Origin of the sequence: Thiosulfatimonas sediminis, assembly GCF_011398355.1 — a bacterium.
Taxonomy (GTDB): Bacteria; Pseudomonadota; Gammaproteobacteria; order Thiomicrospirales; family Thiomicrospiraceae; genus Thiomicrorhabdus; species Thiomicrorhabdus sediminis_A.
The window spans coordinates 1,613,466-1,635,690 of the sequence record NZ_AP021889.1 but is presented as its reverse complement, the minus strand read 5'-3'; the positions used below and the strand labels follow the sequence as shown (position 1 = coordinate 1,635,690).

The window sequence follows — 22,225 nt, the reverse complement described above, 5'->3', positions numbered from 1 at the left end:
CTAAGGCGCCACAGAACCCGTCTCTATTGACTCGAGCGCGGGATTACAAGGGGCAGCATCTGGGCCAAGGCCTTGTAATCCTCCACTGTGCAATAGAATAATCTTTGCGCCGGCACGAAAGTCACCGGCCATCAGTTTTTGCCAAAAAGCGTAAAACGCTTTAGCGGTGTATATCGGTTCAATCGGAATTGCTTTTTCAGTGTTGATTTCTTGCCAAGTTTTCTTAATAAAGTGTTGAAGTTGTTCAGATTTTTTTGCATATCCACCATGGTGGTATTGGTTTAGAAGCTGCCAGTTATTGGTGGTTTTCGAGGTTTGATTGCGCAGAATCCAATCGTTAATTTGCGGCCATAGATGCTCGCTTTGCTGTAACACGGCGACGCCATACAGAGTTCGTTCTGCGCGGTATTCGCTGTTGGCTACCAAACCGGCCAAGGTCGCTCCTGTGCCAACGGCGCAAAATAGGTCGCTCCAGTCTGGGCATTGTTGTTGTAATTCCGCAGTCAGTGGCGCAAAGCCGCGTACAGCTAAATCATTCGAGCCACCTTCAGGTAAGATGGTAATCTGCTTTTGCTGCCAAGCATGCTGCAAAGCGTGGTATTGAGCTTGGCTCAATTGCGCACCGTCTTTTTCTAACAAGTGTTCTATAAAGTTGGGGTGTTCTTTTAAGCGATAATCGGCGCGGCTAACAAACATTAACTGCATGCCGTTTTGCTTGCAGTGGTTTAGTGTGTGACTCCATTTTGCTGGGTTGTTTGCCAATTCGGCAGCGCGAACTATACCAATCACTGGAGTCTTAAGAAGATGACAGGCCGCCGCAGTGGCAGCCAAATGGTTGGAGTAAGCACCACCAAAAGTTAATAGAATTTTTTTATCAGATTTAAGGTGTTCTGTTAAGTTAAGTTCTAGTTTATAGAGCTTATTGCCTTGAATTAACGCGTTATTCTGTTCTTCACGTTTCATCCAGACTTGTAGTTTTTGCGCTTCAAATAGTGGGTGATGTAGGGCTTGCAAAGGCGTAGTTAGTTGTTTAAACGGCATGAGTTTCTGCTAAAATTATTCCCAATTTGTAAGCGGGTTTTGTCGCTTGCATTGGCGAGTAAAGAAAACAGAATAACTGAATACTCGATGAAATTGAACAATTGGATACTCTTAGGATTTGCATAAATGGAACAACTTACGACCAGTTTGGATGTACTGTTTATTCTACTTGGAGCGATTTTGGTGTTGTTTATGCACGCCGGTTTCGCGTTTTTAGAAGTAGGTACGGTACAGCATAAAAACCAAGTTAATGCCTTGGTCAAAATTATGAGTGATTTAGCGGTGTCAACCGTTGCGTATTTTTTCGTTGGTTACGGTATCGCATACGGGGTGTTTTTAGGCTTCAATATTGATGGCCAATTGATGCAAGCGATGACCGAAAATTCCGGTTATGACCTGGTTAAGTTTTTCTTTTTAATGACTTTCGCAGCGGCGATTCCTGCCATTGTGTCTGGTGGTATTGCCGAACGGGCGCGTTTTTACCCGGTACTTGCTGCGACTTTTTTTACGGTTGCTTTGGTTTATCCTCTTTTCGAGGGGATTACATGGAATGGCAATTTTGGGCTGCAAGCGTGGCTAGAAAACCAGTTTGGTGCGGGATTCCATGATTTTGCTGGCTCGATAGTGGTTCACGCTGTGGGTGGATGGATTGCTTTAGCGGCGATTATTGTGATTGGTGCGCGACATAATCGCTATAACCGCGATGGAAGCATTCGTCATGTTTATCCGCCTTCGAGTATTCCATTTTTAGCCTTAGGTTCGTGGATTCTAGCTGTCGGCTGGTTTGGCTTTAACGTCATGTCTGCACAAGCGGTGGAAGGCATTCAAGGTCTGGTCGCAATGAACTCTCTGATGGCTATGGTCGGTGGCATCTTGGCGGCAACCTTTATTTCCGATAAGGATCCGGGCTTCGTGCACAATGGTCCGCTGGCCGGTTTGGTCGCCATCTGTGCCGGTTCCGATGTCGTCAATCCACTGGGTGCTTTGGTGATTGGTTTGGTGGCTGGCGCGCTGTTTGTTAAAGCCTTTACTTGGACACAGCGTAATCTCAAAATTGATGACGTTCTCGGTGTCTGGCCACTGCACGGTTTGTGCGGAATGTGGGGGGCGATTGCGGCGGGTATTTTTGGTTCGACCGCATTAGGTGGTCTGGGCGGAGTCGCTTTAATGTCACAGATTATCGGTGTACTACTTGGCGTGAGTATTGCGTTTATTGGCGGTTTTATTGTTTATTGGGTAATCAATAAACTATCCCCTATGACAATGGATGAAGATGAGCAGTATCGTGGAGCCGATTTGGTGTACCATAAAACCCACGCTAATCCGCCAAAAGATGAATTTTAACTGGCCGATTTCTATTGCGATAGTCGCGTAAACCCACTGCGAAGTGGGTTTTTTTTTGGATTACATGCTAAAATTTTGGCAGTCAATTGATAGAGTTCACCATTTTGTGCATTGGTGGAAAAAGTAGGTGTGATATTCAACTTTGGTTGGCGCCCTTACTTTAACTGCTGTTCTTGTCGGCACATTCGATATAAAGATACCCCATGGAAAAACTTTCTGCTTCTAAGCTTTACCGATATACCCACCTGAATACCGAACAATTTTCGTTACCGAATGAATCCAATGAAACGTCCCGCGAAAAAAATATTTTGCAGTTTATGCAACATTTTCATCCGCGCGCTTATCAGTCATTAAATTTTGGCTTGCACTTAAAACGCAATCATAACCATATTTTTATTATGGGTGAGCCGGGCGTTGGGCGCATTGGAATGACCAAAGCGATGCTTAAGAAAATGGCTCGGCAACGTGAAATTCCGCAAGATTTGTTGTTGGTTTCAGATTTTTCAGAGCCAAATAAGACTCAATATTTGTATCTTGATGCGGGCCAAGGGTATGCGTTTAAGGCGGAAATAGAACGCTTTATCTCATCACTTAAAACCCAGCTACCGATTTTGTTTGATGGTCACACTTATCAGTTAAAAACCCAGCAGTTGGAAGCCAAATTGGCTGATAAACAGCAGGCTAAGTTGGAAGAGGCTTATGCGATTGCTGAAGAACGAAGCATTGATATCGCGCAAAACGAAAACAGTTTTATGCTCACCGCGATTATTGAGGGCAAGCGCTATCGCAGTAGCGAACTGAAAAGTATGGAAAGCTCGGTTCAAAAGCATTTTGAGCAGGCATTTCAAGAGGTTGAAGAAGCGCTTAATTCGGCATTGACCCATTTCCCTGCGATGCAACACGAGTTTATGGACGAAGGCAAACGGATGAACACCAAGTTTGCTAAAGACCATATGGAACCGATGTTGCAGACCTTAAAAATGGAATTTGGTAAAAGTCCTGAAATCTGTAAATATTTGGATGATTTGGCGAATGCGGTGATTGGTAAGTTGCATCTTTTCTGGGATCAGAGTTCTGATCAGGTCACTTCAGATTCTTCTTCGTCAGTGGCTAACACCTTGGATGAGATGATCAGTGAACAGCAAGGAATGTCGCGCTTTGAGGTGAATTTATTGGTAAATCATCGTGGTTTAAAACACGCACCAATTATTTATGAACAGAACGCGACCATGCCAAAACTGTTTGGTTATGCGATTAACTCTGCTGCCGCTTCGGCGACGGACCCGGTCAGTTTGGCGATGAATCACCAAGCGGGTTTATTGCAGCAAGCCAACGGCGGTTATTTATTACTAAATATTCAATCGGTTCTAAAAGAACCGGAAATTTGGTCGCATTTAAAAGCCGCTTTAATGAGTAAGAAAATCAGTTTTGAAGTGCCATCGTCCAGTGCGGTTGTGCCTTATCATCTGCCGGATTTTCCGCTTAGTGTGACGTTGGTTCTGCTTGGTCAAGCGGCGCATTTTTATGCGTTGCAAGAGTTAGACGCGCAATTTAGCCGACTCTTTAAAGTACAGGTGGAATTTGAGGCGGAGTTAAACCGTACTCAAGAGCATGAGCTGGCATTAGCCAGACAGTTGGCTTCGGAAATTGACGACTGGAATGATTTGGATATCGACATTAGCGCCTATGAACGCTTGATTGAATATGCATCACGTATGGCAGAAGATGAAAATCGTCTTTATACCAATAAAGCGATATTGCGCGATGTCTTGGCGGAAGCGAATGCGTTTGCGCGTGCCAGTGATAAGGGTGTGGTTGACCGAGAAGTGATTGAAAAAACCATTGAACAGCGTGATTTTCATACTGGGTTGATGGAAGAGTACTACCACCGTGCGATTACCGACCAGCAAGTCTTAATTTCCACCGAGGGGACGCATATTGGGATGGTTAATGGTTTGACCGTTTTAACCGTTGGCCGCCAGTCTTTCGGACAACCAGTACGGATTACCGCACAAGCCTCACCAGGGGATGAAGGGGTGGTGGATATTGAACGTGAAGTTGATATGGCTGGACCGATTCACTCCAAAGGTATGTTGATTTTGTCGGGTTATATGCGTGGCCGTTTTATGAAACGCAAAGCGATGGGCTTTAGTGGGTCAATTGTGATGGAGCAGTCGTATAACGGCGTGGAAGGCGATTCGGCATCTTCAGCAGAGCTGTTGGCACTGTTGTCATCCATTGCGGAATTGCCAATGCGCCAGGATATTGCGATTACCGGATCCATTAATCAATTTGGCGAGGTTCAGCCGATTGGTGGTGTTAATGAAAAAATTGAAGGTTTCTATAAAATTTGCGCAATGCGTGGTTTAACTGGCCATCAAGGCGTGATTATTCCGCAATCCAATGCCAGCCATTTGATGCTTAACCAGCAAGTTCGCCAAGCGGTTGCCGAGGGGAAATTCTCGATTTATACCATTAAGCATATTGATGAGGCTTTTGGAATTTTGAGTGGCAAACAGCCTGAGGAAGCGAATTGCCTTGTCGCCCAAGCACTTGAGAAAATGAACGAGAAAGACGACAGTTAAGGCGAAGACACCTTAGCGCAAGTCCCTATAAGCCCGATTGGATTTAATCGGGCTTTTTTTTCGGGTCATGAAAATGGCGCAAAAAACGATTAACTGCAATCGGTAGTTTAGTCCGATTGATAGAATTGATTAGACGGCAATAAGTTAAGGGTTTAGAGTTTAAAAAGTAAAGGTTTATGGTTTTTTTTGCTGTTGTTTAGCGATTTTTTGTAAACGTTTTCTGACGCAGCGCTCTTGCCAGCGTTTGATGACGTGCAAGCGCCAGATAATGTGAATGGCAAAATACGCGACGACGCCGAGTACTAAGCCAACAACAACGCTGCCTAAATAGAGTGGTTTCCAAAGTTCGCCGAGTACGTTGGTTAGCCAATGCCAACTGAGTTCAAAGTGTAGGTTTGGATCGACCGCATGGCCTAAAATCAAAGCGCCAATTTCATAGTTGAAATAGAAAATCGGCGCCATGGTTAAAGGGTTGGATATCCAGACTAAAGCGACGCTTAACGGCAAGTTGGCACGAAAGGCGACAGCAAATAGAGCGGCAAAAATCATCTGTGACGGAATTGGAATCGCCATAAAGAACAAGCCAATTAAAAAGGCTTTGGCGACGGAATGGCGATGCAAGTGCCAGATATTGGGGTTGTGCAACCAACTGCCAAGCCATCCTAAACCTTTGAGATTTTTGATTTTTTCTGGGGTTGGGAGATAGCGTTTTATAAGCTTTTTAGGCATGTTTCACTATTTTGTTATCGGTTGGCTTTTTGCGATTAGCTATTACTATCAATTGGATAATCGCCCCAGCGAAACGGCGGCGATGCTTACGCTTGCGGTCGTTTTTGTGCTGCTCGTTTACATGCTTTTTTGGCAGGTTTTATATCCTACACCGATTCGATTCTTAAAGGGAATACAATCGACGCCATGGGCCATAAAATTAAGTAATCTATTTGTGGGCGCTATTATAGGCTGGGCATGGGCTGGAGGGCAGAGTTATTTCACACAAAATTTACCTCCAGATGTGCTAAATCAACACATTTTGCTCGAAGTGCAGGTACTCAATAGCAGTACTTCAAGAACGCTAGATGAACGACAGTTACGTCAAAAATCCTATGTGGCGTTGCAGAAAGTGTATTTGCCTGCTAGTGCATCCGGTCAACAAGTTCCTAAAATACACTATCAAACGACTTGGCTTAAACCCAAAGTCCAACTTTCTTTGTATCTTTTGCCCGAGCAAATGCCAGTGTTAAATAGCGGTGAAACTTGGTTATTAGCCGTCAAACTCAAAGCGCCAGTGGCATCGCAGAACCCGTTTAATAATGATCATGAAACCTATCTCTTTCAGCAGGGTATTCAGGCTAAAGGCTATTTACCCAGCTACGCGCCAGATTCTTACCAAGCCATTAGACGAACAGCGCAAACATTTTATACCAACGTGGTATTTCCCGAAGGCGATGCGCTTTCTAATAAAACTGTATTTGCGGTTAAGTTAGCCGATGCTTCTTATTGGGATTGGCGTATTTGGCGAAGCGCCTTGCAATCGCGCTGGCAAGATGCTTTTGCGAACGCGCAATTTTGGCGGATTTATCAAGCCCTTTTGTTAGGCGAGCGAAATCAGATGACTGCTGACGATTGGCGCTTGTTTCAACAAACTGGCACAAGCCATTTAATGGCGATTTCGGGGTTGCATTTGGCGATTATGGCCGCACTCGGTGCAGCGCTTTTTAGTGCTATTTGGTGGCTAGGTGCCTATCGCTTAGAAGCGATTAATTTGCCTATGTTTAGTGCTTTTGGCGCGGCGCTTTTGGCCAGTGGCTACCTATTGATTTCAGGTATGGCGATTCCAACTCAGCGCGCTTGGATTATGGTGATGGCCTTTATTTTGTTCATGCTGATTCGGCGAAAATTTCAACCTTGGAGCGCCTTAGCCTTAGCGGTTTTTACGGTGTTATTGATTGATTCACGCGCGGTTTTAGCGCCGGGATTTTGGTTGTCGTTTGGGGCGGTCGCTTTGATATTTTTGAGTTTGCCATGGCTTAAAGGGCGGGCTTGGTGGCAGCAGTTATTCATTATGCAGTTGGTGTTAACTCTTGGGTTAGCGCCCTTATTGATATGGCAGTTTTCCTATGTTCCGTTATTTTCTTTCTTTGCCAATCTGTTGGCGATACCACTGGTCAGTTTTGTGGCGCTGCCGCTGTTGTTTATCAGTGCGTTAAGTGCTTTGGTTTGGGATGCGTTGTTTGTTTGGTTATTGCCGCTAAACGACTTTTTATGGCATGGATTGTGGCGTTATCTAAACACTTTAGCCGCAGCTGAAGCCGAATTGTCAGTGAACAGTGGTTTTACCCAACAGAGTGTGATTTGGTTAGTTTCGGTTTATGTACTCGTGTTTGCATCTTTTAAATGGTGGCAAAGTCTTAAGTCGAGTCGACCGAGAGCGTCTACGGCGTTTGGATTGGTGACGATTTTCGCTTGTTTGATGATGTTCGGCAGTTTTAAAACCTGGCAAGCTCCGGCTTATGGCACTTTTCGGCTTACGCTGTTTGATGTGGGTCAGGGGTTGGCTTTAAGCATCGAAACGGCGAACCACCGTATGATTTATGATGCTGGCCCCAAATGGGGTTCGATGTCGGCGGCGCAATTTTCGATTATTCCTTATTGGCAACGACAAGGAAGTCCTCCAGTGGATTTGCTGATGATTAGCCATAGCGATAACGATCACGCCGGCGGCCTAGGGGATTTACTTAGCGATTTAAGGGTGCATAAACTGCTGTCCGGTCAGCCACAAAAGCTAGCCACGCAAGTGCCCAAGGCACCGTACATTCAGCAATGTGTGCAAGGTCAAAATTGGTTATGGGATGGTGTGCGTTTTGAAGTACTTGCACCGTCTGCATCGGATTTTGCACGAATTAATAATGACAATGATTTTTCTTGTGTTTTAAAAATTACGACGCAGGAATCGGTCAGTCAGCACTCGGTTTTAATTACCGGAGATTTGGGTTCCAAAGGCGAAGCGGCTTTAATTGCCGCTTTGTCTGCGGCGCCCCATAGTTTACAGGCCGATGTTCTATTAGCCGGACACCATGGTAGCCGTAATTCGAGTAGTGCGGCCTTTTTACAAGCCGTTGCACCCTCCATCATTTTGTTTTCGGCGGCTTATCAAAATCACTTTGACTTTCCGAATCAAGCGGTGTTGCAACGCATTGCGCTCAATACGCCCGAGGCGCGCTTATGGAATACCGCTTGTTCCGGAGCCATGCAGTTGAATCTTACGCCACAGAAGATTGAAATGCGCCAAGAGACTCGCAAAGCCCGTTCAAAATGGTATTATCAGCGCTGCAAACAGGACATAAAATAGAATGCTTGTCGCATTAATCGGCTTTTGCATAGGCTAATCAAAATTTCTAACGCCTTATCTAATGAACTCGCGAATAAAGGAGAGCCAGTGAGCTGGCCGACATTTTGGACGAAAAAAAATTGGCAAGCGCGGCTGTTATGGCCTTTATCCAAACTGGTGGCGTGGGAAGCACTCCGCCGTTTAAATAAGTTTCAACGCACGCCGCCAGCGCGTATCAGTGCGGCCAAAGTGATTGTGGTCGGTAATCTGGTGGTGGGGGGCAGTGGAAAAACGCCGTTGATTATCTGGTTGACAAAAGCACTCCAACAGCAAGGGTTGCAGGTGGGGATTGTGAGCCGTGGTTATGGTGGGCAAGCGAGTCAATGGCCGCAGTGGGTGGATGCGGAAAGCGATGCACGTCTTGTGGGTGATGAACCGCTGTTATTGGCGCAAACGCTGCAAGTTCCGGTGGCGGTGTCGCCTAAACGCGCGGAGGCGATTGCGTTAATTGAAAACCGACAAGCCTGCGATGTGATTATCAGCGATGACGGATTACAGCATTACGCTATGGCAAGAGATATTGAAATAGTTGTGGTGGATGCGCAACGCCAGTTTGGTAATCAATATTGTCTGCCTGCCGGTCCTTTGCGAGAACCTTTAGGGCGTCTGTCGAATGTCGATGCGGTGGTGATAAATGGTGGAAATCAGCTGGAATTAAGTCAAAAGTGGCGGCGCCGTTTTGCGGGAGAGTTACCGCCCAGGTTTGCGATGGAGTTACGCCCAAGCGTTTTCCGTAATCTGCATAGCCCGCAGATGACGCAAGCGGTGGATTATTTTTCTGATTCGGCGGTGAGCAGCATTGCCGGCATCGGTAATCCACAACGTTTTTTTGATACGTTGCAGCCCTATGTGGCTGAACAAGATACTCAGCCTTTGGCCGATCATCACGCCTATACCGAAACCCAGTTGCAAGGGTTTGTGGGCGATAAACCGCTGATTATGACGGCGAAAGATGCGGTAAAATGCCAAGCGTTTGCTCAGCAGCGACAGGCAAAAAACTTTTGGGCGCTGGAAGTCGAAACCATAGTGGCGCCAGAGTTAATGACGTTGATACTGCAAAAATTACAAAATTAAATCCCGCATCGCTGAGAACGGCTTGTTAAGTGCGCCGAATAACCAATCTTTATAGACCCTAGTTGAGAGAACAGTATGGATCCGAAACTTCTGGAAATTTTAGTTTGCCCTGTGAGCAAAACCAAATTGATTTTTGATAAAGAGAAACAAGAGTTAATTTCAACCTCGGCCCATCTTGCGTATCCGATTCGTGACGGCATTCCAATTTTATTGGAAGACGAGGCGCGTGCCATTAGTGCCGAGGAAGCGGACGCTTTCCATAAACATAAAGCTTAAATATTGCTGAGGAAAAGTATGTCATTTGTTGTGATTATTCCAGCCCGTCTACATTCCAGTCGTTTGCCGCGTAAACCACTGATGGAGATTCACGGTTATCCGATGGTGTATTGGACTTGGCAACAAGCTAAAAAGTCGGGGGCGAGTCGGATTATTATTGCCACAGAATCGCAAGAGGTGGCCGACGCTTGTCACGCGTTTGGCGCGGAAGTCTGTTTGACTGGTGACCATCATCAATCGGGCACCGAACGCATTGCAGAGGTGATTGAGTTGAGCTTAATTGCGGATGAACAGATTATTGTGAATGTGCAGGGCGATGAGCCGATGTTACCGCCAGAGTTGATTCATCAAGTGGCACAGGGGTTGCAAGACAATCCGCAAATTCCAATGTCTACTTTGTGCGAACCAATTGAAGACGCTGCTGCTTTATTTAATCCCAACACCGTTAAAGTAAGTTGCAATGCCAACAATATCGCCTTAACGTTTTCCCGGGCGCCAATACCGTGGGCGCGAGATGAATTTGCGCACACTCGTGAACAGCTTCCGGTCAGCGCCTTAGGATTGTATCGACGCCATATCGGTCTCTATGCCTACCGTGCCGGTTTCGTAAAACGCTATGTGCAGTGGCCGGAATGTCAGCTTGAACAGGTCGAAAAATTGGAGCAGTTGCGTGTGTTGTGGCATGGTGAACCAATTTTGGTGTTGGATGCTTTGATGGATGCGGGCGTTGGCGTTGACACTGCAGACGATTTGGCGCGTGTTCGGCACTTGCTGCAAGCCGAATTGTAACGGCTGAGATTATGCTGAAATATCTGACTCTGCTTGCGATTATCTATTTCTTTTTCTGGCTGATAAAGCACAAAGTGCGGCAGCGTAAGCTAGAGGCGCAAGGTTATAAAATCGAAGCGCAGCAAGGGTTGCGTCCGGTAACCATTTTGAGCATTGTTTTGTTGGTGATTTATGGCGGCTATCTGCTTTACTATGTGTTGCGTGGTGGAGACGTTTAAAGACTGCGTCTTGCTATATTAAGAATATTTATCCATTCTTTCTTCAGCTTTATCGCTTGGTATTTACCGCAATCTCTCGATAATGGTTAGATTATTTTTAACAAGGCTCGCGCTGAAGGCAACATTATGCAAACAACTCCAAATTTTTCACTGCTTAAACTGGTCGCTTTATTAGAAGGGACTTCGTTGTTATTGCTACTTTTAGTCGCGATGCCATTGAAATACATGATGGGTATTCCGGAGGCGGTGAAGATTATTGGCCCAGCGCATGGCGTGTTGTTTATTGTGTTTAACGCAGTGTTGTTGAGTCACGCATTTCGTGGACACCTTGGCTTTTTGACAACCCTGACTGGATTTGTCGCGTCTTTGATTCCGGTAGGCACTTTTGTTTTTAAAGCAAAAATGCTTAAAAATCGGGTCGAGTTTGCTTAAGCTGCGGCTTAATATTGCTTAGCGCGCTTGTCCAATCTGCGCGCATAGAGCAGGCAAAGCGCGAATAAAGCGGGCACTTGAACGTTGGTACAAATCGTTATTAAGTAAAAATATGGTGTTGTTTTGTACCGCTTGTAGGGTGCCAAATGCCTGCCAAGTCTGCAACCAATCTTGTTGCATCGCGCGAGTTCCGCCCAATAAAATCACTTCTGGATCTCGAATTAATACGGTTTCCACCGCTACTTGTCCGGTGAGACTACCTAAATCTTCAAAAATATTGCGTCCACCGCATAATTCAATACCTTGGCTGATGAACTGATTTTTTCCCATGGTAATCAAAGGGTTGTTCCAGATTTGATAAAACACTGTGACCGGTTTTGCGGTGGCAAACTGCTGGCGTAACTGGGTCAGTTGTGTCTGTAATTCATGTGCTTCGGCATTCGCTTTTGTGGCGCTCCCTGCTAAGATGCCAATTTGACGAATCAGCGCTGGAATATCGTCCAGTGTGTTGATTTCTGATTCAATTAACCTAAACCCAAGTTTCTGTTGGAGCTGTTCTAAGCGTTGGTAATCCTGTAGGCGGTTTCCTGAGCGCCAGCTTAAAACCAAGTCGGGCTTGAGTTCAACAATCCGTTCGATATTAATGGCGTTATAACTGCCGACAATAGGTTTGCTTTTTGCCTCTGCTGGATAATCTGAATAATTGACCACGCCGACCAATTTTTCCCCTGCACCAGCGCTGTAAACCATTTCGGTGAGATGGGGGGCGAGAGTGATAATACGTTGTGCCGGTGTTTCAGCGTGTGCGAAATGGATGAATAAAAGCTGAAAAATCAATGAAGTAAAGATAAGAGTAAAGTGTTTTTGATAAGACAAAATAGCGGCCTCCTAAAACAGCCATAATGTTGGAAGCACGCAGCCGGTAATTAACAGACAGTCGATTAAATCACGTTGACTCAGGCTGCAGGCTAAATGATGTGCTTGAATGTGTTGAGTCTCTTCAGCGCGGCCAAAGTAAGCTTTATCCTGCCAGCGTCCAAAGTAGCGCGTTGCGCCGCCTAGACGGCAGTGACAGGCTAAGGCCATTGCCGCAATCGGATGGCCTGCATTCGGGCTTGCATGGGCGCGACCATACGAATAAAACGCCCAGAAGCGCCATTGTTTGAAAACCAGCATGAGTAAAATAGCACTTAGACGGGCTGGTAACCAATTGGCAATGTCATCGACTTTGGCGGAAATTTTACCGTAATTTTCAAAGCGTTCAGTACGATAGCCAACCATCGAATCTAGGGTATTAATCGCTTTATAAAGTGCAATGCCGGGTAAGCCAAACAACAATAAAAACAGTAAGGGGGCGACTACGCCATCGGATAGGTTTTCGGCGTAGCTTTCCATAGCCGCTTTATAGGCATCCGCATCGGACAGCTGCTCAGTATCACGACTGACTAAAACGGCAACCGCGCTTGCTGGGTGTTCACTGTGTAACACGGCACTGACACTGTCGTAAAGCATACGATGCGCGAGTAACGTTGAGGCAGCAATCATAGCAAGAGGCACGCTGAGCCAGAATGGTAAAAAATTCAGAAGGGTGCATATCACCATGCTTACGAGCAGAGTAATGGCTAGCGTGCTGAGTAATAAAAGACCGCCACGCTGAATCGAATCAGCATAAAAATAGCGGTTAAAACCGTTAATCCACGCGCCTATTAATACTACCGGATGCCAGCGGTTTAAAAACTCGCCAAAGAGGCGGTCGAGCAGAAGTGCGCCAGCGGCTAGTAGCGAGTTTAGTGTAAACCACAGGCCGATGCTTTCAGGCCAAGAGGTGCTTGAAAAGTCGATGTACCCGGGCATTATTTTATGTCATGCACCGGAAGGGCTTGTAACGCATCGAGTAGTTGTTGATTCTCTTCAGGTAACCTAATTGCGAGGCGCGCATAGTTTGAGGCAAACCCAAAACTGGAGGCTGGACGAATCAGTATATGATACGCGTCCAAATGGCGCTGCACATCGGCGACAGGTCGGTCGAAGGCTAATAAAATGAAGTTCACATGGCTCTCTTCCATGTGATGGACGCAGTGGAGTTGGCTAAGCGAGTTGTAGAAATCTTGTTTGCTATTTTTCAGCCATAGATGGGTTTTGCTTGGGTGCTCGTCATCTTGTAAGGCTTGTTGTAAATACAGGCGGTCGAGCGTGGAGATTGTCCAAATATCCGGCAGATTTTTGACCTGTTTAGCACGGCTAAAGAGTGCGCCGATGCGTACGCCTGGACAAGCATAGAATTTACTGAGTGATTGCAACACAATGAGTTGCGGATAGGCGTCGACAAATTGGCGCAAACTGTGCGCTTTGTCGAGCGTGATAAACGGTAAAAAGGATTCATCAATCAGCAGCCAAGACTCTTGTTGCGCGCAAAATTTTAATAGCGGCTGCAGCTCTTCAACGGTTAAAAAAGAACCTTGCGGTGTTGAGGGATTGACCAGCACGACAACCGAGTATTTCGCCATGGTTGGTTTATTTTTCAACCATTCTTTGGGTGTGCTATGGATTTTCGTATAACCGGCGGCGTTCTGTTGTGCAGCGTTTTGGTATTCGGCATAAATTGGTGAAAACAGAAAAATTTCGGAAATCGGTAAGGTGGCAAACAGTTGCCAAATCGCCTGACTAATGCCATTGCATAGAGTAATGTGCGCTTGCGGTAGGTCAAAGGTTTTGGCCAAAAAAGGCAGTAAAGTTGAATGGCTACGCGCGTTAAATTCTTCAGGATAATGTGGTATTTGCTGCTGGGCATCGTGGGACAGTTGTTGCCAATCAATCTGGGGTTGTAACGGATTGATGCTGGCAGAGAAGTCATGTACTTGACTAATACACAGTTCATGAGATTGGGCGAAAGCAAAAGATTGCCCACCGTGTTCGATGGGCAAGTCCGCATGCTCGTCCGCGTTCGCGTGCTGCATATTCAAAAGTCGATTCCTTTTTGTGCTTTGATGCCGCTTTTATAAGCGTGTTTTTCATCCTTGACGTCGGAAACCGTATCCGCTAGTTCGCGCAATTCGGCGATGGCCGAGCGCCCCGTGACCACAACGTGTTGCATTTCTGGACGTTCCGAAAGGGTGTTTAACACCGCGTCCTTGTCCAGATAATCATAACTTAGAAGATAGGTTAACTCATCTAAAATGACCAAGTCGTAACTTGGGTCTGTTAGCATTTTGGTCGCCACCTGCCAGCCTCTTTCTGAGGTGGCGATGTCAGAGCTGCGGTCTTGAGTATCCCAAGTAAAGCCGTCTCCTAAAACATGCCATTCACAGTTTTCTTGTTGCCCGAAAAACGCTTCTTCGCCGGTGTCGGTTCGGCTTTTAATAAATTGGCAGACTCCGATTTTTTTGCCGTGCCCCAAGGCGCGCCCAACCATGCCGAACGCCGAGGTGGATTTGCCTTTGCCATTGCCGGTAATGACCAATAAGAGTCCTTTCTCGGTGTCGGCACGTGCGATAGCGGCGTCGATTTGCGTTTTTTTACGTGCCATTCGCACTTTGTGATAATGCTCGCGTTTGGCTTCTGGGCTTAGATTTAGTAAGTCGGTCTTATCAATCATGTGTTTACTTTTCTGCATTAAAATCTGGGTTTACGGCCTTGACTGGCTCTGCGGGTTGCGGCAAAAGTTCTTGCGGCAAGGATTTAATATAAATATCGTGCTGACTGAATGGAATTTCAATTCCATGTTGGTGAAAGCTTTTGTAAATTGCACAGTTGAGGTTATCAATAATTCGGCCGCGAAATTCTGGATTATCAATCCAAACCAATAGTTCAAAATCCAAGCTGGAAGCACCAAATTGACGGAAGCGCGCTCGGGGAGCAGGGTCTTTACAGGCTTCGGGTTCTTGATTGCCGACTTCGACTAAAACATCGCGGACCTTGTCGATATCGGTACCGTAAGCAACGCCAACTGGTACACGAACACGTGAGCGGATATCGCGTCCAGCGCTTTCGTTGATGATTTTGCCATTCGCAATAATCGAGTTTGGAATATTAATTTCCAAATCGTCGCGCGTTAGAATCCGTGTTGAGCGCAAGCCGATATTGGTCACTTTACCACGTTCACCAGAGTCGAGAACGATATAGTCGCCGATTTTATAAGGCGAATCGGCCAAAATAAATACCCCAGATAATAGATTTGCAACCGTATCTTTCGCCGCGAAACCGACCGCGATACCGATAATCCCGGCTGAAGCCAACCACGCAGTCATGTCAATATCCCAAGTGATAAACAGTAGGTAGCCGGTGAACAATACAATCACAACTGCAGAGGCATTTTCTAACAATGGCAGTGTTTGCGGTTTGATAAACGACCCTTCGGTATCAAACGCCGAAAAGCGTTTTAGGTAGAATTTAGCACTACGGAAAAAGAATTGTCCCCAAACCACAATGTCGATACTGCGGAATAAATCATGGATGAGTGTGACTTTGTCTGCGCTCAGGGCGAATAGGTTAAAAATATTGCCAAGCGAAAACAGCACAATTGAAATGTTAATTGGATAGCGAATCGCACGCGTCACAAAGTTTCCGGTCGGCGTGTTGGTTGCTGAAAAACGATGCGTGCAGAGATAGCTTAATATCAAGTTAATCACTAAGAGCACCGCGAGCGCGGCTATGACGATAATCCCTACATCGATCCAGACAGAGTTCTGTTCAATTAAATGATTAATGAATTGTGTGGCGGATTGCCAAAGTGAGTCGTTGGTTTGCATCATCGTTCCTTGTTACTCAGAAATCCGCTTAAACAGCCGCGGTCAAAGTTCCGCATAGTTTACTAAAAACGGTTCTTGTGGGCCGAAAACGAAGACTTTGTCGCGCTGTTTTTTGTGTGCGGTATTCCGCGTTGGTTGCAGCGACAAACCACTCTACGATAATGAACTGATGGCCTCTATGTTTGTTTGGAGGGAATGTCGGCGCAGTTAAGGTGGCATGAGTTTGTCTGTTTTGGTTCATTGAGTACGCTGTTTTTAGTATGTTTGGGAAGGTAATTCTATCCGATTGAGTCAATCTTAAACACTTTTTCTAGTTAACTAAGTTGCACACAGCAATTCACAATTTTTGTGGATAACTCATGGATAATCTGGATATTAAATCCTTAAAAGCTTGATATATAAAGGGGTTCTCCATCCCTGATTAAAAAATAGGCAGTGAGTATTATTCGGCGATTTTTTTAGAATTTGTTGTCATAAATTTCGCTCTCTATAGTTATATGACATTTTTATGACAAGTAAATGGTTAAACTCTCTATAGGTTGGCTAGAAAGCTTCAATAAGAACTTTTTAAACAGATGGTTATAATGCCAATAAGTAAATTTTTACTGACAATTCATTTTAACCACCGACGTTCGCCTGTCGGCATCAATGTAACTTACTCGATGATCGAGTGACGGGAACAAAGGAGAAGAGGCGTTATGACAAGTGCATGGATAGGATCTCTATTGCTGTTGGCAATACCGGGATTGTTTTTTATAACCGCATGGGCGCATGAAAAGCGGGCCAACTGGAATGTCACCATGGGGGTGGCGTTGATCGGTTTATTAATCAGTTCGGCATCCGGTTTTTTAGCCATTGCTGGAATTGTTGAGTTCGGTCATGGCTTTAGCTGGGTGACGCATGAGCCAGTCAGTTTGGTGATGCTTAGCTTAATCAGTTTTATCTCATATATTAATGTGCGCTATTCGCGTTCTTATATGTCGGGTAACCGCGAAGAGGAAAAGCGCTATATCCGCTGGTTGTCAATTACCCTTGGTTTTGTGACTTTGGTGGTGGTGTCAAATCATATGCTAATGATGTTGGTGGCATGGATCGGGATTTCGGTCGCGCTGCATCAGCTGTTGATTTTCTACCCAGAGCGTCAACGTGCGGTTTTGGCGGCGCATAAAAAATATATCTTTGCCCGTATTGCCGAAATCTGTCTGTTTGGCGGCGTGTTAATCTTGTATGTGCAACATGATAGTTGGTTAATTTCGGACGTCTACCGCAATTTAAGCCAAGCCGATGTACTGTCGAACGCCGATCAAATTGCGGCGATTTTACTGGCCGTTGCGGCACTGGTGAAGTGTGCGCAATTGCCATTGCACGGTTGGTTGATTCAAGTTGTTGAAGCACCAACACCGGTTTCTGCGTTGTTACACGCCGGTATCATCAATCTTGGTGGTTTCTTGATGATTGTGTTCGCACCCCTTTTGGTTTTGTCTAGCGCCGCCCAATGGTTGTTGTTGGTCATCGGCGGTTTGACTACGGTGTTAGCCGCTTTGGTGATGATGACGCGCGCCACGGTCAAAGTGCGTCTCGCATGGTCAACCATGTCGCAAATGGGATTGATGTTGGTGGAGTGCGCGCTTGGGTTGTTTGAATTAGCCTTACTGCATTTGATTGCGCACTCATGTTACAAAGCGTATGCCTTCCTAAACTCCGGTACGGAAGTGGAAGCGACGATGAAAAAACGTTTGGCTAAATCGGTCGCACCGACACGTGCTGACTGGTGGTTAGGAGGCGTATTGGCATCCGCATTGGTGATTGCTTTAATCGTGGTTGCTCAACTACCCGCGCCTTACAGTCCTTGGGTATTGTTGGCGATTGCCTTAACCCTATTGATTGCTGAGCGTCGCGGACGTTTAAGCACTGCATCGGTCATTTCTATGTTGGCTCTGGCTGCGGTTTTATTAGCAACTTACACGCTGCAAAAAATGGGCATTCATTTTATCGTTGAACCTCAAGTAACCACAGTGGGCATGGCTGGTGATATCTGGATGGCAGTGCTCTTTATTGCTTTCCTTGCTGGCTATATTTTGTTGCGCTATCACCGTGATAATCCGGCCATGGTATCGGTATGGCGCTCTTTTTACGCAGGCTTTTATCTGGACGAATTCGTTACGCGTTTAAACCTGCGTTTTTACCCAACCCGATTGCCAGTGCGTTTTAAACCTAAGCACTTGAAAATTCCAAAAGAGGAGTTGTTCAAATGATGAAAAAACAAAATTCGACCTTAAATATCCAAGCACAGGCTTTGTCTCCGAGTTTGAACGACACGCAGCGCGAACTGTTGTATGAAGCCTGTGGGCGTATCGCGCCGACCTGGCCGCTAGATGAACTGATTGCGGTTAACCCTTGGTGGGAGATGCGCCAGCATAGCATTGCAGATGTGTCTGCGAAGTTAGAAGCCTTGGGGCAAGCGTACTGTCTGATGCCAAAAACCTACTTTCAAAATGTCTGGTTAGAAGAGATTCAACCGGTGCATTTAGAGCAAGCCAAAGCAGAGTTGGGACATCAAGATTTGACTGTAGCTCAACTTGAACGCTATCTAGTAGAAGATGATGATTACACCCACTGGCACAACGTCAGCGACTTTGTTGATGGGGGGCGTGACCGTAAATATAAAATGGCGTGGCGTGATGAAATTACGCATCAGATTTCGCAATTCTGTGCCGATTTTTTCCGCCAACGTCCACAAGGCGTTAAGTACGATGAATACTACAAAGGGCTTTATCAAGCGTGGTTAGACACCACGCGTCACGACCACGGGATTGAAATCTTGATGGCGGAAGACGGTCTGACTGAAATGTTTGAAGACCTGCCGGAGAATGCTGAAGACTTATTAGCTGAAGCGATTGCCACGCTAGGGGTGGTTGATAAGCAGTTATCGGACTATTCGCACGCACTGTTGCTGGACGTGAACGGTTGGGCTTCATGGGTTTCGTATTTGCGTTGGCAAGACCGTTTAAACGGTACGGAAAACCATCTGATGTTGGATTTCTTGGCGATTCGTTTTGCTTGGGAATTGGTTCTCTGGCGTCATCAACGCATCACCGACCGTTCGGTGTTTAACGAGCTTAAAGTGATGTGGCGTACTCAGTTGGCAATGTTGCCAAAATTGATTTCAGCGCACAAAGAAACGCAGCAAAAAGCCTGGGTATGGCAGCGCGCAGCAGAAATCGCTTATCAATCGCACCTGCACGAGCGTTTGCGCTTTGCGAGCACCAATTTACATCAGGGTGATGACCAAGTTGATGGTGAAATCAAGCCAGTCGAAGACCCTACGAGCGCTTCGCCATTGGTACAGGCCGCTTTCTGTATCGACGTGCGTTCCGAGGTATATCGTCGTGCTTTAGAAGCCCAGCATCCGCGTATTCAAACCTTAGGGTTTGCCGGTTTCTTTGGTCTGCCGATTGAGTATCAACCTGTGGGCACCGAAGTGTCGCGTCCGCAACTTCCGGGATTGTTAAAGTCGGCGATTAAAGTGACGCCTTTAACCGGCAAAGAAAAATTGAAAAAAACCGCCGCCAAGTTGAATTTCAAAGCGCGTTGGGCTGAGTGGGGTTATGCGCCGCCGGCGACTTTTTCAATGGTCGAGGCAACTGGCGTAATGTACGCCTTTAAACTGTTAAAAAACAGCTTATTTCCAGACGAACATCGCCACCCGGTCAATGATTTGCCGCTGAGCGAAGAATTTGAACTGACCGAAGCCAATCAGCCATTGAGCTTAGATCGCAAAGTTGAACTCGCCAGTACCATTCTGCATGCGATGGGATTAGATAAAGACTTAGCACCCAAAGTGCTGTTGATTGGACACGGCTCCAGCTCTTGTAATAATCCACACGCTGCCGGTTTAGATTGTGGGGCATGCGGCGGCCAGACCGGTGAAGTGAATGTACGCGTTTTGGCACATCTGCTTAATCAAAGCGAAGTACGTGACGGTTTGGCGCAAAGCGGTTTGCTGATTCCAGCTGAAACCGTGTTTATTGCTGCGATGCACAACACCACGACAGATGAGATGACGTTTTACGGCGATGTAGCGGATTCGACTTTACGTATTTGGTTTGATCAAGCCTCTGATCTTTGTCGTCAAGAGCGTTCTACACGCTTAGGCTTGACGCATTTGCAAGGCAAATCGTTGCATGCGGCGATTAAACGGCGCGGTAAAGATTGGTCGCAAGTTCGTCCAGAGTGGGGCTTGTCAAATAATGCGGCCTTTATTGTGGCACCGCGCTGGCGTACCCGCAGCGTGGACTTTGACGGACGCGCTTTTTTACACGATTATGATCATTTTGAAGACCCCGATTGCAGTCTTTTGACCTTAATCATGACGGCACCGATGGTGGTCGGAAACTGGATTAATATGCAGTATTACGCGTCGGTGTGTGATAACCATGTATACGGCAGTGGCAACAAGGTATTGCATAATGTGGTCGAAGGCGGAGTCGGCGTGTTTGAAGGTAACGGCGGTGATTTACGCATTGGTCTGCCGATGCAGTCACTGCATAACGGCGAAGATTGGGTCCATGAACCGCTGCGTTTGAGTGTCTATATTGATGCGCCGCGTGAAGCGATAGAAGGGGTCGCCGCACAGCATGATGTCGTGCGCGACTTAATTGATAATGATTGGCTATATCTCTATCGTTGGGGGCGGACGGGCACCATCGAACGTTTCTACCAACGTCAGTGGATCCCGGCAAAAAAACCGATTCAGTAATTGACGTTGTAGAATGCTAAAAAATAAACCGACAATTCGTGAGGATTGTCGGTTTTTTTGTTTGCGGCTTGCCGCTTGCCGCAAAGCACTACTGCTGGGGTCTTAGCATTCATTCATCAATAAAAGCAGCAGCATCAAAAGCATCAATGATTTCTTGTGACTGTAAGCTTTTGCGAATTAAGTTCATGGTTTCTTCTTCAGGTGCTAAAAATTGGCAAGAGATACGATACACGCCTTGTTCGACTACTTTATCGATACGCACGACTTTGACTCGCTGATGGAGCATTTGATCGCTGTTTTTGTTGGCATCTGGGGAGGTGTCGATTTGCAGAAAAACTTCCAAAATGTCATTTAAGTTGACTAAAAATTCGCTGTGAAATGAGAAGCCTCCTGGTGAGGCATTGTAATAATCTTCTGACCAGTACTCTGGGAAAATAATAATAAAGTTGCTGGCTGAGATGTTGTTGTATATGCGTTCTAATTGCTGTGCATACTCATATAAATCAATAAATGAGGTCAGCAGGCAGGAGCTGTTTTTTTTGCGTTTTTCTTTGTAAGAATCGATTTCGTTATCGATTTTTAGCTGTTGCAGTATTGGCCCTTGATAGAGCTGATGCGGTGTGGACTTTTCCAATAGAGTGAGTGTGTGAGAGCTGATTTGGTCGATTTTGGCTTCAAAATCGCGTAGCAGGCTTTCGGTACGGATATTACCGGATAAAGCGGCGTAATCCAGTCGATTTTGCAATGCTTTACGTAAAGTCGCTTTAGCGTCGGCGATTGGAATAATGCCGATGGAAATGCCACTGAGTACATCACGCAGATATTCCATCTGTTTAATAACCACCATAAACAGTTGATATGCTTGCGGAAAAGAGGACGCTAAAGCTTTTTCTATATTGAGATGATAATCCTGAGTTAAACGATCGAGTTTCTCATTCACGATTTCGGTAAAGTGTTGGATGCCATTGGTGTAAATATCCCCCTGTAATTCCACCACACCCTCGTGCGAACCAATGCGAATAAAGTGGTATTTGATTTTGGCTTTGTAGCGAAAATAACGTCGCGTGTTCTTATAACGCGGTCGAATTGCCAAGCGATGTCGGCTTTCTAAATCTGATCGTTTCAGCCAGTGGTATGTGCGCGGGTGTGAAATTTTTAAATAAGCTTGTAAAGCCGCATCGCTGTGATCACTGCCGGCCAGTGCGTGGCGCGCTAAAAAATGCAAGGCTGCGTTCAACGTCTGGTTTAAAAATGTCTGGTGATCGGCGTTGATAAATAGGGTTTTATCAAAAGAGGTGATTTTGGCGACGATACAGGCTTGCAAGATTTGTTGTTTACGTTCATCGGTAAAGTAGGGGCTTGGATTTTGCTCAAAAATAGGGCTTTGATTGGTCGCTAGGTTATTCAAGATGGTCGCTAAGGCATCTTGACGCAGCATTAAATAAGCGGCGTGTTTTAACTCAAACGGTAAAACGTCGATAAAAGAGTGGTCGTTGTCGTAATGTGTGCCTGGCATAGCGTTCAAAGAGCCTAAAGTAAGTATGAAATCATTATCAACTTTTTTGCACGCT

18 protein-coding genes are annotated in these 22,225 nt (G+C 46.0%); 10 read left to right on the top strand and 8 right to left on the bottom strand.

The annotated features are described in order from the left end of the window. Positions 1-1,041, bottom strand: a complete 1,041-nt coding sequence (locus HRR27_RS07565) for a 1-aminocyclopropane-1-carboxylate deaminase/D-cysteine desulfhydrase (protein WP_173272433.1) — start codon at positions 1,039-1,041, stop codon at positions 1-3. Between the two features lie 126 nt (positions 1,042-1,167). Here HRR27_RS07565 and HRR27_RS07560 point away from each other — a divergent pair, with 126 nt between their 5' ends. Together HRR27_RS07560 and HRR27_RS07555 are read left to right on the top strand one after the other, a co-directional pair. Then, the gene (locus HRR27_RS07560; RefSeq protein ID WP_173272431.1) at positions 1,168-2,385 is read left to right on the top strand and encodes an ammonium transporter; all 1,218 of its coding nucleotides are present in this window, start codon (positions 1,168-1,170) and stop codon (positions 2,383-2,385) included. Between the two features lie 203 nt (positions 2,386-2,588). Then, positions 2,589-4,970, top strand: coding sequence for a Lon protease family protein (locus HRR27_RS07555; RefSeq protein ID WP_173272429.1), 2,382 nt, complete (start codon positions 2,589-2,591; stop codon positions 4,968-4,970). Between the two features lie 174 nt (positions 4,971-5,144). Here HRR27_RS07555 and HRR27_RS07550 read toward each other — a convergent pair whose 3' ends face one another. Continuing rightward, the gene (locus tag HRR27_RS07550) at positions 5,145-5,699 is read right to left on the bottom strand and encodes a DUF2062 domain-containing protein (protein ID WP_173272427.1); all 555 of its coding nucleotides are present in this window, start codon (positions 5,697-5,699) and stop codon (positions 5,145-5,147) included. Here HRR27_RS07550 and HRR27_RS07545 point away from each other — a divergent pair. From HRR27_RS07545 to HRR27_RS07520, 6 genes are all read left to right on the top strand, one after another. Continuing rightward, positions 5,698-8,319, top strand: a complete 2,622-nt coding sequence (locus HRR27_RS07545) for a DNA internalization-related competence protein ComEC/Rec2 (RefSeq protein ID WP_173272425.1) — start codon at positions 5,698-5,700, stop codon at positions 8,317-8,319. The two genes, HRR27_RS07550 and HRR27_RS07545, sit on opposite strands and share 2 nt — an antisense overlap. Before the next feature lie 87 nt (positions 8,320-8,406). After that, positions 8,407-9,432 (top strand): tetraacyldisaccharide 4'-kinase, encoded by a 1,026-nt coding sequence (gene lpxK / locus HRR27_RS07540; protein WP_173272423.1) that lies wholly within the window; start codon positions 8,407-8,409, stop codon positions 9,430-9,432. A gap of 75 nt (positions 9,433-9,507) precedes the next feature. Then, positions 9,508-9,708, top strand: coding sequence for a Trm112 family protein (locus HRR27_RS07535; protein ID WP_173272421.1), 201 nt, complete (start codon positions 9,508-9,510; stop codon positions 9,706-9,708). Positions 9,709-9,726: 18 nt separating this feature from the next. Then, positions 9,727-10,497: a 3-deoxy-manno-octulosonate cytidylyltransferase gene (gene kdsB / locus HRR27_RS07530; protein WP_173272419.1), complete on the top strand. Its 771-nt coding sequence runs from the start codon at positions 9,727-9,729 to the stop codon at positions 10,495-10,497. An 11-nt stretch (positions 10,498-10,508) separates the two neighbouring features. Next, the gene (locus tag HRR27_RS07525) at positions 10,509-10,715 is read left to right on the top strand and encodes a hypothetical protein (RefSeq protein ID WP_173272417.1); all 207 of its coding nucleotides are present in this window, start codon (positions 10,509-10,511) and stop codon (positions 10,713-10,715) included. Between the two features lie 126 nt (positions 10,716-10,841). Then, positions 10,842-11,147: a DUF3817 domain-containing protein gene (locus HRR27_RS07520; RefSeq protein WP_173272415.1), complete on the top strand. Its 306-nt coding sequence runs from the start codon at positions 10,842-10,844 to the stop codon at positions 11,145-11,147. 18 nt (positions 11,148-11,165) lie between these two features. Here HRR27_RS07520 and HRR27_RS07515 read toward each other — a convergent pair whose 3' ends face one another. The 5 genes from HRR27_RS07515 to HRR27_RS07495 are packed head-to-tail and all read right to left on the bottom strand — an operon-like array spanning position 11,166 to position 15,898. Next, positions 11,166-12,023, bottom strand: a complete 858-nt coding sequence (locus HRR27_RS07515) for a cobalamin-binding protein (RefSeq protein ID WP_173272414.1) — start codon at positions 12,021-12,023, stop codon at positions 11,166-11,168. Between the two features lie 12 nt (positions 12,024-12,035). Continuing rightward, positions 12,036-13,001, bottom strand: coding sequence for an adenosylcobinamide-phosphate synthase CbiB (gene cbiB, locus HRR27_RS07510; RefSeq protein ID WP_173272412.1), 966 nt, complete (start codon positions 12,999-13,001; stop codon positions 12,036-12,038). Beyond that, a complete protein-coding gene (locus tag HRR27_RS07505; RefSeq protein ID WP_243830899.1) occupies positions 13,001-14,104 on the bottom strand; it encodes an aminotransferase class I/II-fold pyridoxal phosphate-dependent enzyme in 1,104 nt (367 codons plus the stop codon). The genes cbiB and HRR27_RS07505 overlap by 1 nt, the downstream gene beginning before the upstream one ends. Before the next feature lie 2 nt (positions 14,105-14,106). Further along, the gene (gene cobO, locus HRR27_RS07500; RefSeq protein ID WP_173272408.1) at positions 14,107-14,742 is read right to left on the bottom strand and encodes a cob(I)yrinic acid a,c-diamide adenosyltransferase; all 636 of its coding nucleotides are present in this window, start codon (positions 14,740-14,742) and stop codon (positions 14,107-14,109) included. Positions 14,743-14,746: 4 nt separating this feature from the next. Next, positions 14,747-15,898: a mechanosensitive ion channel family protein gene (locus tag HRR27_RS07495; RefSeq protein ID WP_243830808.1), complete on the bottom strand. Its 1,152-nt coding sequence runs from the start codon at positions 15,896-15,898 to the stop codon at positions 14,747-14,749. Positions 15,899-16,593: 695 nt separating this feature from the next. On the opposite strand from HRR27_RS07495, the gene HRR27_RS07490 reads away from it, so the two are divergent. Both HRR27_RS07490 and HRR27_RS07485 read left to right on the top strand, forming a co-directional pair. Further along, a complete protein-coding gene (locus HRR27_RS07490; RefSeq protein WP_173272406.1) occupies positions 16,594-18,150 on the top strand; it encodes an NADH-quinone oxidoreductase subunit L in 1,557 nt (518 codons plus the stop codon). Then, complete coding sequence (locus tag HRR27_RS07485; protein ID WP_173272404.1) at positions 18,147-20,654, top strand: YbcC family protein; 2,508 nt, start codon at positions 18,147-18,149, stop codon at positions 20,652-20,654. The genes HRR27_RS07490 and HRR27_RS07485 overlap by 4 nt, the downstream gene beginning before the upstream one ends. Before the next feature lie 109 nt (positions 20,655-20,763). Here HRR27_RS07485 and HRR27_RS07480 read toward each other — a convergent pair whose 3' ends face one another. After that, positions 20,764-22,170 (bottom strand): PilZ domain-containing protein, encoded by a 1,407-nt coding sequence (locus HRR27_RS07480; protein WP_173272402.1) that lies wholly within the window; start codon positions 22,168-22,170, stop codon positions 20,764-20,766. Positions 22,171-22,225: the final 55 nt, after the last annotated feature.

Coding starts and splice junctions, on each gene's coding strand:
- HRR27_RS07480 (WP_173272402.1), bottom strand. CDS start 22,170: ATGCCAGGCACACATTACGACAACGACCACTCTTTTATCGACGTTTTA.
- kdsB (WP_173272419.1), top strand. CDS start 9,727: ATGTCATTTGTTGTGATTATTCCAGCCCGTCTACATTCCAGTCGTTTG.
- HRR27_RS07520 (WP_173272415.1), top strand. CDS start 10,842: ATGCAAACAACTCCAAATTTTTCACTGCTTAAACTGGTCGCTTTATTA.
- HRR27_RS07555 (WP_173272429.1), top strand. CDS start 2,589: ATGGAAAAACTTTCTGCTTCTAAGCTTTACCGATATACCCACCTGAAT.
- HRR27_RS07565 (WP_173272433.1), bottom strand. CDS start 1,041: ATGCCGTTTAAACAACTAACTACGCCTTTGCAAGCCCTACATCACCCA.
- HRR27_RS07545 (WP_173272425.1), top strand. CDS start 5,698: ATGTTTCACTATTTTGTTATCGGTTGGCTTTTTGCGATTAGCTATTAC.
- cobO (WP_173272408.1), bottom strand. CDS start 14,742: ATGATTGATAAGACCGACTTACTAAATCTAAGCCCAGAAGCCAAACGC.
- HRR27_RS07490 (WP_173272406.1), top strand. CDS start 16,594: ATGACAAGTGCATGGATAGGATCTCTATTGCTGTTGGCAATACCGGGA.
- cbiB (WP_173272412.1), bottom strand. CDS start 13,001: ATGCCCGGGTACATCGACTTTTCAAGCACCTCTTGGCCTGAAAGCATC.
- HRR27_RS07535 (WP_173272421.1), top strand. CDS start 9,508: ATGGATCCGAAACTTCTGGAAATTTTAGTTTGCCCTGTGAGCAAAACC.
- HRR27_RS07495 (WP_243830808.1), bottom strand. CDS start 15,898: ATGATGCAAACCAACGACTCACTTTGGCAATCCGCCACACAATTCATT.
- HRR27_RS07485 (WP_173272404.1), top strand. CDS start 18,147: ATGATGAAAAAACAAAATTCGACCTTAAATATCCAAGCACAGGCTTTG.
- HRR27_RS07550 (WP_173272427.1), bottom strand. CDS start 5,699: ATGCCTAAAAAGCTTATAAAACGCTATCTCCCAACCCCAGAAAAAATC.
- HRR27_RS07560 (WP_173272431.1), top strand. CDS start 1,168: ATGGAACAACTTACGACCAGTTTGGATGTACTGTTTATTCTACTTGGA.
- HRR27_RS07505 (WP_243830899.1), bottom strand. CDS start 14,104: ATGCAGCACGCGAACGCGGACGAGCATGCGGACTTGCCCATCGAACAC.
- HRR27_RS07525 (WP_173272417.1), top strand. CDS start 10,509: ATGCTGAAATATCTGACTCTGCTTGCGATTATCTATTTCTTTTTCTGG.